Source organism: Alcaligenes sp. YSL9 (assembly GCF_030515105.1).
Lineage (GTDB): Bacteria > Pseudomonadota > Gammaproteobacteria > Burkholderiales > Burkholderiaceae_B > Alcaligenes > Alcaligenes phenolicus.
The window spans coordinates 1,198,849-1,212,696 of record NZ_JALXJU010000001.1 but is presented as its reverse complement, the minus strand read 5'-3'; the positions used below and the strand labels follow the sequence as shown (position 1 = coordinate 1,212,696).

Genomic DNA, 13,848 nt, shown 5'->3' with positions numbered 1-13,848 from the left:
CTGTTGAAACGTGGTGTTATGGCTTTGGCGATGGCAGCGGGTGGCTCAGCCGCTTTGCTGTTCGGGTCGACCGCCCTGGCAGCCGTTGATATTCAGGTCTGGACCGCTTTGAACTCGCACAATCAGGACGAGTTCGAACGCTTGGTTCGGGATTTCAATCGTAGCCAGAGCGACGTCAAGGTGTCGGTCAAGGCGCATGACACAGAAGCCTCTTTGGAGCAGGTCATGCAAGCGGGCAAGGATTTGCCCAATCTGGTGCAGTTAGGCGAGATGTCCGGCCTGGACGAGGTCGCCGACCGCTCCTACATCATGCCCATGCACACCTTGCTGGCTCGGGAAAAAATGGACAATGTGTCCTGGTTCCTGGCCTCGAATTCCTTTGTGCGCAATGGCCGTGGCCAATTGCAAGGCTTCCCCTACATGGCCGAAATTCCGGTCATGTACTACAACCTGGAAGCGTTTGATAAAGCCAAGATCGAGCCTCCCGTGCCCAGCCGTGTCTGGCTGGACTTGCAAGCTCAACTGGTTGATCTGGCCAATAAAGGCTCGCGCCGTTGTCCTTTGACCTCCGACCAGTCTGTCTCCATCAACCTGGAGAACCTGGCAGCGGTTAATAACCAGATTTACGGTCTGGCACCCGGACCCAAGGTTAAAGGCAAAGTGGGCTTTGATTTTGACGTGATGTATATCCGTCACTTGTCCATGATGATCAGCTGGGTGAAATCCGAGCTGATGGTCAAACCCGGCACCTTGCCCGAGTCGCCCCAGCGTTTTGCCAAGGGTGAATGTGCAGTCATGTTCTCCAACTCCGGCCATATCGGTGAGTACAGCGACACGCGCGGCCTGAAGTACGCTGTGACTGGTCTGCCTTACTACCCTGAAGTCACCCAAACCCCCGGCAAGCCTTTTGTGACTGGCTCCGCTCTGTGGGCGGTGAAAGGCCATAACGCTGAACAGAACCAGGCTTCGGCCCGCTTCATCAGCTGGTTGGCTCAGCCAGAGAACGCCGCTCGCTGGTATCAGAAAACAGGCTTTTTGCCCGTCAGCCGCGAAGCCTTTAATGCCACGGGTAGCGACTACTACAAGGACAAGGGTGACTGGATGCACCTGGTGGGCGCCTACAGCAGCGGTACATCGGGTACAGCCAAGGGCAACTTCCGTAACTACCGCCAGATTCGCGCCGTGTTCAACCAGAGCCTGGAAAGCGCGCTGGACGGTCAGCAACCTGCCATGACGGCCTTGCGTACCGCCGCCACGGAAGCCAACCGACTGGTGGCTCAGAAAGGACGCTGATTTATCTGTGCGTACAAGCCGATCTAGCGGCTTGAGCGAGCATCCTTGAAGATAAACCCCATGCCCTTGACGGGACATGGGGTTTTTTCTTTGGGTGCTCGCAATGCGTTTTCTTGTCCGTTTCTGCGTCTTGCTGATGTGTGGCCTGGGGTTGTCTGCCTGTCAGACCAGTCAGGGGCCTGATGGCCTGTTGGCTGATCCGGGAACACGCGTCTTTAACTTCGATTGGCGCTTGTCTGGCGACCCTCAAGTCGGCCCTATGCAAGTGTTTGATAACGGCAGGCGTATCTGGCTGCATTTTGCACCGGAGCAGATGCTGCCAGCGGTGTTGGGGCGCAGGAATGGACAGGAAACGCTGCTGTCTTTGAAGCCCTTGGGGCAGTTTCAAGTGATTGAAGGCCTGTGGACGGAGTTGATATTTCGGGCCGGACGAGCACAGGCGCAGGCTAGTTTAGGGCGCAAGAGTGCCCATGCTGAGGGTGCTGCAACACTTGGCGTAGAGGCATCGGATGCCTTGTCACAGGATCGCAGCCAACAGAAGGATCACCAACTGACCCAAGCTAGTTTTTCCCAGCGTGGTGATTCTCTACCAAGCCATTTCCCATTAAGTCGTTCCGATATCCGCTCTTCCGAGCAAAGTAGTCTGTTTTCTGGAAAGCCCGCGCCAGATTGGATGGCGGCTCAAGTGAAGGAGGGCGAGCCTGCCCCTGGGAATGTGTTGCAGATACAAGCCTTTCAAGCCCGTTCAGAGTTGCTGCCAGTCTCAGCTCCTGGTGTGGATGCACAGTCCATTGCAGAGTCTGTTTTTGAACTGCGAATCAAGGATAGAACCCTGAGGCAGGCATTAGTCCGATGGGCTAAGCAAGCGCAATGGGTTTTTGCACCTGAGCATTGGACTTTGGAGGTCGATTTCCCTATCAAGGCGGCGGCTCGCTTTGAGGGGGGCTTTGAGACTGCTGTGGCTCAGTTGTTGACGGCTGCCCAACTGAATGCTCATCCTTTGCAGGCCTGTTTTTACTCAAATCAGGTGCTCAGGATTCTAGCTTGGCCGCAAGCCTGTGATCCCAGCGCTTCGCCCGAGGGACAGTCATGAATTATCTCTGTCTCTTGTTTTTGCCGCTGATAGCGGCTTGCAGCTTGCAAACAGCAGGGCAGCATGTTGATCAGGCATGGCTGGATGATGCCGTGGTGTTGGATGGCAACAGTCCATCCTCCGTGGCCCATGCTCAGTCTGTCGACAAGCCCTGGTTGCTGGGGGCGGCGGTGCCTTTACGAAAACCGGCTGCCTTGCCAGCGGCATTGCGCTCCAGACAAACCTTCAGTTTTTCTTTGGAAGCGCCTTTGCCCGATCTGGATGAGCTGGCGCGTCGTTTGTCTTTATTGTCTGATCTGAGCGTTTTCATTAGCCCGCAGGCTCGTTTGCCTTTAACGCACTTCCCGTCACGCACCGTTGGGCAGGAGGGGCCGGAATCGACTCGGCAGGGAGGTCTGATTTTTGAACAACTACGTTTGTCAGCCTTGTTGGATCAGATTGCAGCGGTATATGGCCTGAAGTGGCGTTATCAGGCAGGCCGTATTGAGTTGTATCGCGATGAGAGTTCTCTGGCTTTGGGGCAGCAGTCTGGATTGCGACAAGTAGACGGGTCAGGGACAGGGGACTTAATTGGTCGAGGTGTGAAATGAGTTCTGTCTTGCCTGAGCGGGAGTACTGGTTTGGGTTGCAGTGGGTGGATGCCAGGGACGGTATGCGGCGGACTCAAAATCGTCGAATGAAGAGATCGTATTGGACTTGCTTGATGGGAGTGAAAGGGGGGCTGAGAGAACAGGCACGTAAGCAAACGGAAAGGCAAATAGAAGAACTACAACAAGCACAGGAAAAGACTGATGAGGATGTAGCAGGACAAAGAGCAGGGCAAACAGCAGGGCAAACAGCAGGACAAAGAGCAGGGCAAACAGCAGGGCAAACAGCAGGACGAACAGCAGGGCAGGCAATGGCTTGGGTTCCAAGTTGTTGGCTGAACAGCCGGAGGACCCAATCTGTCTTGCGCTTGGCCCAGAATGGGCCTTCAAGAGCCAGACTAACGCGAGTTCAGGCTTATTCTGCGGCTGCCTGTATGGCTGCCCACCACCCTCAGGACGCAGTTTTTCTTTTATGGACGGTGGCTCCTGGCCGTTTGTGGTTTCTGGTGCTTGAACATGGTCAGGTGATGGAAGGTAGCGATTGCCTCCTGGCTCAGATCGGGCAAGTGCAGACCTTACGGCGGGCCATGCAGGTGCGTTATCCCTCTATACGTGAACTGCCGCAACCTGCTGATTTATGGGTCTGTCTGGAACAGGGCAGAAGACCGCAGGGCCGTATGCTGCGCCAGCCTGTCAGGCGTGTTGGTGGGTGTGAAAAGATCCCGCTTCGTCTGGCGGTTCTTTCTTTGCTGGTGTTGGCTACGCTTGGAAGCGTGTTCTCCCTTGATCTTCGGGCTCGCTTGGCTGCCATGGCGTCTGATTGGGAGCAAAGTCCATCACAGGAAGAGCATGGTTTGACGAGTATTCAATCTGTGTTGAGCTTGATTGAGGAGCTTCCTGCTCAGGGGGCAGACTGGCAATTGCAGCAGGTGGATTGTCGTCGTCAGGCCGGCCTGTGGGAGTGCAGGGCACATTACGGGTTTGAGGATGTGCAAAGTTTTAGTGCGGCCATGAATAGCCAGATTCGTGAGCCGAATGTGCTGGAGTTCACCGGCTTGGGGCAGGGGGCTTTGAGTATCCGGCGCGGGTATCAGACATGGATTCCTCAGTTCTTGGAAACGAAAGATCAGACGCGAATGCCAACTGCGGCATCTCCAGGTTTGCATGCCAAGCTGGCGGCCGTGCAGCCTGCGTTTATGCGCTTGTCATTGAGCCCTGCTCAGTGGGTTGAATCCTCCGCCGAAAATGAGCAAACAAGGGCAGGCGTGTGGCGCCGCTCCTGGCTCAGTCAATCACCCCTGCGTTCGGTGTATTTACTGGCGGCCCAGCTTCCTGAACTGCACTGGGAGCGTATGAGCTTGTCATTGAACTCGCGGTCTTACCCCTCGCTGCTGGGCAGCGCTTTTATCGTGGAGCTGGAAGGCTATGTTTATGAATCTGCGCAGCGGGATCTGGCTGATCAGGATCTGGCCGATTACATGCAGACCCCTTTTGAGCATTCTGTTTGGTCTGACGCTGATGTTTAGTGCACCTGCTTGGGCGATGGAAACCATGGCGACGATAGTAAGGGAGATGCTGTTGCTGGAAGCCGAACAGGCGCGGCAGAACATGTCGTCCTGCTTGAGGACACCACAGGAGCAAGAGGGGGCAAGTCAGCCTGATGTGGCCAAGATCAAATCCAGTAAGCCCACCCCTGCATTGAAGCTGAAAGCGATCTATGGAAAAGACACCCAGTTGCTAGCCGAAGTGCAGCATGAGCAGCGTCTGCTCCTGTTTCAGCAAGGACAGCTTTGGCCGATAGGGCGTGAGCGAGATAGGTCCATGCGCCTCTTGTCTTTGAGTAGTCGCTGTATTGAGCTTGAAATAGGGCAAACCCAGGCTCAAGCTGCGCAACCGCAACCGCAACCGCAACCGCAACCGCAACCGCAACCGCAACCGCAACCGCAACCGCAACCGCAACCGCAACCGCAACCGCAACTGGAATTGCAATCCATCAAACTATGTTTGCCTTCCGGGCAGGGCCAAGTGTGACAGGACTTCTGCGATCCGCAGAAGCCCAGGCTTACTGCTTTGCAGGTTTCACGCCTGACTGTTCTTGAATCAGCAAGGCCGTGGGTTCGTGCCGCAGCAGACCAGACAGGCGGCGTCATAGACCCGAAGCAAGAAAAAACCCCGACATGATTTTCATCATATCGGGGTTGGAAGTTACTACGGAGCTTGTCGCTCGTCAGGCTTGAGCCTTGTTCTGCATTAGTCGCGGGTACCGCTCCAAGCGGCAATGGCGGCACGCTCTTCGTCGGTCATTTGCGTCATGTTACCCAAGGGCATGTACTTGGAGTGCACCACGGTCTTGACCTGTTCGGCGTGCAGTACCGTGTTGTCGATGGTATCGAGCAACATGCCGGCAGGGGCAGCCGTAAAGCCGAAGTCGGCATTGGGCTTGACCGCGTGACACTGAACACATCGTGCGTCCATGATTTCCTGGACACGGGCAACACTGATTGTTTCCGCACCGTTGGCAGCTTCAGGTGCACTGGCAACTTCACCCTTCAAGCTGGCAGGAGCCGCCAGGTAACCCACGATCAGCAGCAGCACAACACCGGCAGCCGGGTAGGCAGGCTTTTTGATGCCAGCGTGCATCAGCACGAAGTATTGACGGATCAGGGCGCCGGCAAAGATGAACAGCACCATGATGATCCACGCATTGGGGTTGTTATACGTGAACGAGTAGTGGTTGCTCAGCATCAGCAGCAGGACAGGCAGCGTGAAGTAGGTATTGTGTACCGAACGCTGTTTGCCGCGCTTGCCATCCAGAGGGTTGGGCGCCTGACCGGCTTTCAGTGCCTTGACCATGCGGCGCTGGCCGGGAATGATCCAGAAGAACACGTTGGCCGACATGCTGGTGGCCATGACAGCACCCGTCAGCAAGAACGCAGCACGACCCGAGAAGATGTGGGCGCTCAGGTAAGCCACGACCACCATCATGATCGCCACCGCCACGCTTAGCAGGCCGTCGCGGTTCATGTTGGGGCTGATCAGACGGCACAGGCCGTTATAGACCACCCAGCCCAGTACCAGGAAGGCAATGGCCATGACGTTGGCTTGCGTGCCTGTCATTTGAGCCGCCCATTCCCAGGGACTGTTGGGGTTGACCAGATAGAACTCGGGCTTGGTCAGGTAGAGCAGGGCGAACAGGAAGAAACCGGACAACCAGGTGGTGTAGGACTTCCAGAAAGACCAGTGCAGGTCATCAGGCAGTTCGGCCGGATTAGTCAGGTATTTCTGGTTGTGATAGAAGCCGCCGCCGTGGACAGCCCACATCTCGCCAAATACACCGCGTTTCTTGCTTTCTTCGCCTTTAGGCGGTTTCAGGCCATTGTCCAGCATCACAAAGTAGATGGACTCGCCGATCCAGGCGACAGCCGCAATCACGTGCAACCAGCGCAACAGCAGGTTGCCGTACTCAAGTAGGTAAGCGTACATAAAGATCTCGTATCAGAGTGGTTTCGTATAGAAGCGAAAAGTCGACTTGGATACGCGATCAGCTGCCGCGATAGGTAGACCAGGACCAGGGGGTCACGACCAGAGGTACGTGGTAATTGGCATTGGCATCAGCGATACCAAAGCGAATGCCGACCTGATCCACAAAGCGTGGCTCGGGCAGAGCCACACCGCTGGCGGCAAAGTAGTCACCTGCATGGAACACCAGTTCAAAAACGCCCGTGTGCATGGCCTGGCCTTGCAGCAGGGGCTCATCACAGCGACCGTCGCTGTTGGTGTGAGTGGTTTTGATCAGAGTGCGTTGATCGTTTTCGATGGAATAAAGATCGACGCGCACGCCGCTGGCTGGGCGCCCTTGAGTCGTGTCAAGGACATGGGTTGATAGCTTTCCCATAAATGTCTCCGGTTTATGGTGATCAAAAAAGGTCCAGCGAGCCCAGTTTTGAGAACCGGCCGGGGGCCAACGGTGCAAGGATCAGTGCGCTGGGTTGAGGCCCCGAAACTGTCGCTCTGTTTGAGGAATCAGATTGTCGACAATTTATGTTGACGATTTTGTCGGGATACCGAATAATTGTCAATAGTCAATAACGAGAAATTCTATGCTTCAGATACGGCGGCAAGAGGGGATGAGCAGTGAATCCCAAGCGCCCAGCGCCTCCTCGCTGCTAGAGGGAGGCATGGCAGATACTGAGGTCGGGCGTGTTTATAGCCAGATCTTTGATGCGGTCGTTGACCGTCGTCTTTTGCCTGGAACCAAACTGACGGAAGCCACGCTGTGCACGATTTTCGAGTGCTCGCGGGCGACCGTTCGTGCGGCGCTGGCTGCCCTCGAACACGACAAGATTGTGGTTATCGAGCCCAATCGTGGCGCTTTTATCTGGAAGCCGACGGCCAAGCAGACACGGGATGTGTTTGAACTGCGACGAGACCTGGAAGCGCTGATTCTGAAAAAACTGATCAGCTACCCGGATCTGCCGGAGCGTTTGGCTGGCCTGTATGAAATGGTGGAACGTGAACAGCACGCTTTTGAACACGGCGACCGCATCAGCTGGTTGCGCCTGTCAAACGCGTTTCACGTGATGCTGGCGCGCTGCGCTGGCAATGATGAGCTGACCGAGTTGATGCACACCTTGTGCGCCCGCACCACGCTCATCATTGCCTATCACGACACACCGGGCGAACAGGCTTGCTCGTTTTACGAGCACAAAGAGATTTTGGACAAGCTTAGTCAGGGCGACGCCGATGGTGCGCATCTGGCTATGCATCATCACTTAAGTGATTGTGAACATCGCATGAGCGAAGCGGGTGATGGCAGTGCTGCTGATCCTTGGCTGGCCCTCAGCGTAAAACGCTAAACGGAGACGGTATGTCCTTGAGTAAGTACCCTCGTGACCTGGTTGGTTACGGTAAAAACGTGCCCCATGCACAATGGCCTGATCGGGCGCGCATTGCGGTGCAGTTTGTCTTGAACTATGAAGAAGGCGGCGAGAACTGCGTTCTGCACGGTGATCCGGGCTCTGAACAGTTTCTGTCCGAAATCATTGGTGCCGCGGCTTACCCGGACCGTCACCTGTCCATGGAATCCATTTACGAATACGGCGCGCGTGCCGGTGTCTGGCGGATTCTGAAAGAGTTTGAGAAACGCGACTTGCCCATGACCATTTTCGGTGTGGGTATGGCGTTGGAGCGTCACCCCGAGCTGGCACAGGAATTCGTGCGCCTGGGTCACGAAATTGCTTGCCATGGCTACCGCTGGATTCACTACCAGAACGTGTCCGAAGAGGTGGAGCGCGAGCATATGCGCCAGTGCGTGAAAGTGCTGACGGACCTGCTGGGCCATCACCCTGAAGGCTGGTACACCGGCCGTGACAGCCCCAACACCTTGCGTCTGGTGGCAGAAGAAGGCCAGTTCCTGTACAGCTCCGATTACTACGGTGATGATCTGCCGTTCTGGACCGAGGTTCAACTCAGCGACAATACGGTCAAGCCGCAATTGATCGTGCCTTACACCCTGGATAGCAATGACATGCGCTTTGCGGCTCCTCAGGGCTTTAACACCGGCGATCATTTCTTCTCCTACCTGAAAGACGCGTTTGACGTGCTCTACGAAGAAGGTGAAGAAGCCCCCAAGATGTTGTCCATCGGTTTGCATTGCCGTCTGATTGGCCGTCCTGGCCGCTTCCGTGCCTTGCAGCGCTTCCTGGATTACGTGCAATCGCACGAGCGTGTCTGGGTTTGCCGTCGTGTGGATATTGCCCGTCATTGGGCCGAGCATCATCCCTATCAGCCCAAGGCCTGATCGAGGCAGGGCCAGGGTTCATGCCTCCTGGCCCATCAGGACGACATCCTGAATATGAGCAGGGTGCCTTCACATTCCGACTCGCCAGGGTCGGAATTGTTGTTTCTGCCCGCTGAAAACAGTACTATTTGACGCTTACGCAGCCGCTCGTACAGGGAGTGTGGCGTCCTGGCTTCTCACTGCTTTGCCGGGGCGGCAGGTGTTGTGCCAGCGCAGCGCGCGCATGGGCTGCAAGGCTGATCGTCTTATAATAGGCAGTTAAATTTTCCATCGCGTTGCATGTAATGAAAACCTCAGAAATTCGTCAGAAGTTTCTTTCTTTTTTTGAATCCAAGGGACATCACATCGTCTCCTCGGCTTCGCTGGTACCAGGCAATGACCCGACCTTGCTGTTCACTAACGCAGGGATGGTGCAGTTCAAAGATGTGTTCACGGGCAAGGAAACCCGACCCTACAACCGTGCAACCAGCTCTCAGCGCTGTGTTCGTGCCGGTGGCAAGCACAATGACCTGGAAAATGTGGGCTACACCGCCCGCCACCACACCTTTTTTGAAATGCTGGGCAACTTCAGCTTTGGCGACTACTTCAAGCAAGACGCCATTCGCTATGCCTGGGAGCTGCTGACGACGGTTTACAAGCTGCCTGCAGAGAAACTCTGGGTCACCGTCTATCAAGAAGACGATGAGGCCTACGATATCTGGGCTTCGGAAATTGGTGTGCCCAAAGAGCGCATCATCCGCATCGGCGATAAGGGTGGCGTACGCTACAACTCGGATAACTTCTGGCAGATGGCCGATACCGGCCCCTGTGGTCCTTGTTCGGAAATCTTCTACGATCACGGCGCTGACGTTTGGGGTGGCCCTCCCGGATCGCCTGAAGAAGACGGTGACCGCTATATCGAAGTATGGAATCTGGTGTTCATGCAGTTCGAGCGTTCCGCCGACGGCACCATGACGCCGCTGCCCAAGCCTTGTGTGGACACTGGCATGGGCCTGGAGCGTATTTCGGCTGTGCTGCAGCACGTGCATTCCAACTACGAAATCGACCTGTTCCAGTCTCTGATTCAGGCCGCCGCACGCGAAACCAAGACCAGCGACTTGAGCAATAACTCGCTCAAGGTGATTGCTGACCACATCCGTGCTTGCAGTTTTCTGATTATTGACGGGGTCATCCCCAGCAATGAAGGCCGTGGTTATGTGCTACGCCGTATTATTCGCCGTGCCTTGCGTCACGGTCACAAACTGGGTCAGAAGGGCTTGTTCTTTTACCGTTTGGTGCAGGACCTGGGCCTGACCATGGGCGAAGCCTACCCCGAGCTGATTAGCCAGCGCGAGCGTATCGAACAAGTGCTGCGCCAGGAAGAAGAGCGTTTCAGCGAAACGCTGGAAAATGGCATGCGCATTCTGGAAGGCGCTTTGGCCAACCTGCCGGAGAATGCCAAGCTGGATGGCCAGACGCTGTTCACCTTGTATGACACCTACGGTTTCCCCGTGGACTTGACCGCCGACATCTGCCGCGAGCGTGGCATTGAGGTCGATCTGGACGGTTTTGAAGTTGCCATGGAGAACCAGCGTCAGATGGCACGCGCTTCGGGCAAGTTCAAAACAGCCGAAGGCCTGAGCTACTCCGGCGTGCAAACCCGCTTTGATGGTTACACCACCCTGGAAGGCAGCGGCACGGTTACCGCCTTGTATGTGGATGGCACCTCTGTGCAGTCCGTGGCCCAGGGCCAGCAAGCGGTGGTGGTTCTGGATGCCACCCCTTTCTACGCCGAATCCGGTGGTCAGGTGGGGGATGCCGGTATCTTGAGCGATGCCAAGGGCCTGTCCTTTGAAGTGCAAGATACTCAAAAGATTTCCAATCAGGTTTTCGGCCACCAAGGGGTGCTGAACGCAGGCACGCTGACAGTGGGCCAGACCGTTCAAGCCCAGGTGGATACCGAGCGTCGTGAGCGCGTGATCCGTAATCACTCGGCCACGCACTTGATGCACAAGGCCTTGCGCCAGGTGCTGGGCGGTCACGTGCAGCAACGTGGTTCCCTGGTGGACGCCGAAAAGACCCGTTTTGACTTTGCTCACGATGCCGCCATGACGGCCGAGCAAATCGCTCAGGTCGAAGCCATTGTGAATGAGCAGGTTCTGGCTAACCAGGCTGTGCAAGCCCAGCTGATGTCCTTTGATGACGCTGTTAGCGGTGGTGCCATGGCTTTGTTTGGCGAAAAGTACGGTGATGAAGTGCGCGTACTGGATATCGGCTTCTCGCGCGAGCTGTGCGGCGGTACTCACGTTCAACGTACGGGCGATATTGGCCTGTTCAAGATTGTCTCGGAAGGCGGTGTAGCCGCTGGCGTGCGCCGTGTCGAGGCCATCACCGGCACCAACAGCCTGCATTGGGTACAAGCGCAGGAACGCTTGTTGAACGACGCTTCTGCCAGTCTGCGTACGCAGCCAGAGGGTCTGGTTGCCCGTATCAGCGCCTTGCAAGGTCAGATCAAGGATCTGGAGCGCGAGCGCGAACAAATGCAATCCAAGCTGGCTGCTTCGGCAGGCCAGGATCTGCTGGCTCAGGCTGTCCCGTTGAATGACAGCAGCCGCTTGCTGGTTGCCACGTTGCAAGGCGTGGAAGCCAAAGCCTTGCGCGAAATGGCGGATCAGTTGAAGAACAAGCTGCAGTCTGCCGTGATCCTGCTGTCTATCGTGGCAGACGGCAAAGTCAGCCTGGTGGCTGGTGTGACGCCTGATCTGACCTCCAAGGTCAAGGCGGGTGATCTGGTGGGCTTTGTGGCCTCGCAAATGGGCGGGAAGGGCGGTGGTCGTCCTGACATGGCCATGGGCGGCGGTACCGATGCCAGCGTTCTGCCGCAGGCCAATGCTTCGGTGCAGGCCTGGGTTCAAAGTAAATTGGGTGCGTAATGACGATGTCCGAGACCGGCGCATTGCCCAACAGCGATCTGCAGGTTGATGCAAGTGGGCTGAAATGCCCCTTGCCTATCTTGCGTGCCAAGAAAGCCTTGGCACAGCTGGAATCCGGGCAAGTGTTGCAGGTCATCACGACCGATCAGCACGCCATTCAAGATTTTCAGGCTTTTTGTCGCCAAACTGGCAACGAACTGTTGGCTCAAGACCAGCAAGCCGAAAAAACTCTGCATTTTTTACGCCGTCGTTGAGCCGACGGCGGTAGAATACTGCTTTGTCTGTTGCGTATCTAGCACTGAATCTGCTATCTTAGCGTGTTACTTTTGGCATGCTTGCCAGAATAGTGCTAGAATTTTTTGTTTACCTTACACAATAAAGGGATTATCAATGGTGGTAATTCGCTTGGCCCGTGGTGGCTCCAAAAAGCGTCCTTTTTACAACGTAGTAGCCGCCGAGGCGAGCCAACGCCGTGATGGTCGCTTCATCGAACGTCTGGGTTTCTACAACCCCGTTGCTGGCGAAGGTCATGAAAACCTGCGTCTGCAAATGGACCGCGTTAAGCACTTCACCGACAACGGTGCTCAGGTTTCGCCTGCTGTGGCTCGCCTGTTGAAAGAATACTCGGCTAAGGTTGCTTCGGCTGCCTAAGTTGATTCACCTGTTTTTTTAGTAGCGTTTAGTGTGAAGCAATCTGCGATTCCTGCTGACCTTGTTGAGCTCGGTCGTATTGTTTCCGCTTATGGTGTGCGTGGTTGGGTCAAGATCCAGCCGCATTCCATGCAAACCAAGGCGCTGCTGAATGCAAAGACATGGTGGTTAAAAACGCCCCGGCCTGAATCTCAGGCGGGCGTTTTTGCGTCTGTGTCACCCAGACAGATACAAACCGCAAAGCAGCATGGTGCAACCATCGTGGCGCAGTTTGAGGGTCTGGATAATCGAGAGCTGGCTCAAGCTCTCAAGGGGCATACCGTTTGGGTATCCCGTGCTGCTTTCCCCAAAGCGGACGAAGACGAATTTTATTGGGTCGATCTGATCGGCTGCCGCTTCTTTGGCGAGCAGGACGGCCAGGCTGAAAGCCTGGGCGAAGTGGTGGAAGTGCTGGATAACGGCGCGCATGCCATTTTGGTCGTGCACCGCGGCTCCTGGGATGCCGAAGGTGTTTTTACACCTGTAAAGGACGAACAGGGCAGGCCGCTTGAAGAGCTGGTTCCCTTTGTGCAAGCCATTGTGCATACGGTGGATATGTCCGCCCGCGAGCTGCACAGCCACTGGGCGATTTGATTGTTTCAATCCTGCGCACTTGCATGGCTCTGGCCTGACTGGTCGAGCCTTGTAAAGCGTATCCGCTTTTTTCTCTTGCCGAGTCCTCATGCGATTTGATGCCCTGACCCTGTTCCCGGACATGTTTGATGTGGTCAGCGAGGCTGGGGTTACCGGCCGTGCGCACAAACAGGGCATCTGGCAGATGCGGACCTGGAACCCGCGCGACTACACCACTGACGTGCACCGTACCGTAGACGATCGTCCTTACGGCGGTGGCCCAGGCATGGTCATGCTGGCTGACCCCTTGAATGATGCCCTGGATCAGGCTTTGGCTGATCGTGGCGATAGCCCGGCAGTGATTTTGCTAAGTCCCACAGGGCGACGCTTTGACCAGGCTGTGGCTCAGGAACTGGCTCAAGGCCCCGGTGCGGTTCTGGTTTGCGGTCGCTATGAAGGTATCGATCAACGCTTTATTGATGCGCGCGTCACCCAGGAACTGTCTTTGGGGGACTTTGTGCTGTCTGGCGGCGAAATTGCCTCGCTGGCGATTATTGATAGCGTGATTCGGCTTTTGCCCGGCGTGTTGAATGACGCTGACTCGGCTCGTCAGGACTCTTTCCATGCCGACAATAGCGGCTTGCTGGATAGCCCGCATTACACGCGTCCCGAGGTATACCGCGATCAGGCGGTGCCCGACGTGTTGATGTCTGGTCATCATGGTCGTATCCAGGCATGGCGGCGTGAGCAATCCCTGCGTTTGACAGCCTTGCGGCGGCCCGAGTTGATTGAGCAGGCCCGTCAGCGTGGCGAACTTAGCAAGGCAGACGAGCGCTTTTTGGCATCTTTGGCTTCCTTGAGCGAATAGCTTTGTTTAAAGCGTTCGCCAAGCCTTAACGG

At 56.0% G+C, this 13,848-nt stretch carries 15 protein-coding genes; 12 read left to right on the top strand and 3 right to left on the bottom strand.

The window, feature by feature from the left end:
* Positions 1–3: 3 nt before the first annotated feature.
* From M2Q46_RS05660 to M2Q46_RS05650, 3 genes are all read left to right on the top strand, one after another.
* Positions 4–1,293: an extracellular solute-binding protein gene (locus M2Q46_RS05660; protein WP_230940551.1), complete on the top strand. Its 1,290-nt coding sequence runs from the start codon at positions 4–6 to the stop codon at positions 1,291–1,293.
* Between the two features lie 103 nt (positions 1,294–1,396).
* On the top strand, positions 1,397–2,386 hold the full coding sequence (locus tag M2Q46_RS05655; RefSeq protein ID WP_302356891.1) for a TcpQ domain-containing protein: 990 nt from the start codon (positions 1,397–1,399) through the stop codon (positions 2,384–2,386).
* On the top strand, positions 2,383–2,976 hold the full coding sequence (locus M2Q46_RS05650) for a hypothetical protein (RefSeq protein WP_302356890.1): 594 nt from the start codon (positions 2,383–2,385) through the stop codon (positions 2,974–2,976). Before M2Q46_RS05655 ends, M2Q46_RS05650 begins: the two co-directional genes overlap by 4 nt.
* Here M2Q46_RS05650 and M2Q46_RS05645 read toward each other — a convergent pair.
* On the bottom strand, positions 2,953–3,285 hold the full coding sequence (locus M2Q46_RS05645; RefSeq protein ID WP_302356889.1) for a hypothetical protein: 333 nt from the start codon (positions 3,283–3,285) through the stop codon (positions 2,953–2,955). The two genes, M2Q46_RS05650 and M2Q46_RS05645, sit on opposite strands and share 24 nt — an antisense overlap.
* 182 nt (positions 3,286–3,467) lie before the next feature.
* On the opposite strand from M2Q46_RS05645, the gene M2Q46_RS05640 reads away from it, so the two are divergent.
* Together M2Q46_RS05640 and M2Q46_RS05635 are read left to right on the top strand one after the other, a co-directional pair.
* Positions 3,468–4,499, top strand: a complete 1,032-nt coding sequence (locus M2Q46_RS05640) for a hypothetical protein (RefSeq protein ID WP_302356887.1) — start codon at positions 3,468–3,470, stop codon at positions 4,497–4,499.
* Positions 4,465–5,004 (top strand): hypothetical protein, encoded by a 540-nt coding sequence (locus M2Q46_RS05635; protein WP_302356885.1) that lies wholly within the window; start codon positions 4,465–4,467, stop codon positions 5,002–5,004. Before M2Q46_RS05640 ends, M2Q46_RS05635 begins: the two co-directional genes overlap by 35 nt.
* A gap of 219 nt (positions 5,005–5,223) precedes the next feature.
* Here M2Q46_RS05635 and M2Q46_RS05630 read toward each other — a convergent pair whose 3' ends face one another.
* Positions 5,224–6,456, bottom strand: coding sequence for a urate hydroxylase PuuD (locus tag M2Q46_RS05630; RefSeq protein ID WP_009455921.1), 1,233 nt, complete (start codon positions 6,454–6,456; stop codon positions 5,224–5,226).
* Between the two features lie 58 nt (positions 6,457–6,514).
* On the bottom strand, positions 6,515–6,868 hold the full coding sequence (gene uraH / locus M2Q46_RS05625) for a hydroxyisourate hydrolase (RefSeq protein ID WP_115633837.1): 354 nt from the start codon (positions 6,866–6,868) through the stop codon (positions 6,515–6,517).
* A 283-nt stretch (positions 6,869–7,151) separates the two neighbouring features.
* Between uraH and M2Q46_RS05620 the strand changes: the two genes are divergently transcribed.
* The 7 genes from M2Q46_RS05620 to trmD all read left to right on the top strand — a co-directional run bounded on the left by M2Q46_RS05620 (position 7,152) and on the right by trmD (position 13,816).
* Positions 7,152–7,829: a GntR family transcriptional regulator gene (locus M2Q46_RS05620; protein WP_238441771.1), complete on the top strand. Its 678-nt coding sequence runs from the start codon at positions 7,152–7,154 to the stop codon at positions 7,827–7,829.
* Positions 7,830–7,840: 11 nt separating this feature from the next.
* Positions 7,841–8,773 (top strand): allantoinase PuuE, encoded by a 933-nt coding sequence (gene puuE, locus M2Q46_RS05615; RefSeq protein ID WP_302356884.1) that lies wholly within the window; start codon positions 7,841–7,843, stop codon positions 8,771–8,773.
* A 284-nt stretch (positions 8,774–9,057) separates the two neighbouring features.
* Positions 9,058–11,685: an alanine--tRNA ligase gene (gene alaS, locus M2Q46_RS05610; protein WP_035272252.1), complete on the top strand. Its 2,628-nt coding sequence runs from the start codon at positions 9,058–9,060 to the stop codon at positions 11,683–11,685.
* Complete coding sequence (locus M2Q46_RS05605) at positions 11,685–11,939, top strand: sulfurtransferase TusA family protein (protein ID WP_009455909.1); 255 nt, start codon at positions 11,685–11,687, stop codon at positions 11,937–11,939. Before alaS ends, M2Q46_RS05605 begins: the two co-directional genes overlap by 1 nt.
* A 136-nt stretch (positions 11,940–12,075) precedes the next feature.
* A complete protein-coding gene (gene rpsP, locus M2Q46_RS05600) occupies positions 12,076–12,336 on the top strand; it encodes a 30S ribosomal protein S16 (RefSeq protein ID WP_009455906.1) in 261 nt (86 codons plus the stop codon).
* A gap of 33 nt (positions 12,337–12,369) precedes the next feature.
* Positions 12,370–12,969: a ribosome maturation factor RimM gene (gene rimM / locus M2Q46_RS05595; protein WP_060185248.1), complete on the top strand. Its 600-nt coding sequence runs from the start codon at positions 12,370–12,372 to the stop codon at positions 12,967–12,969.
* Positions 12,970–13,057: 88 nt separating this feature from the next.
* A complete protein-coding gene (trmD, locus tag M2Q46_RS05590; RefSeq protein ID WP_035272257.1) occupies positions 13,058–13,816 on the top strand; it encodes a tRNA (guanosine(37)-N1)-methyltransferase TrmD in 759 nt (252 codons plus the stop codon).
* Positions 13,817–13,848 lie beyond the last annotated feature (32 nt).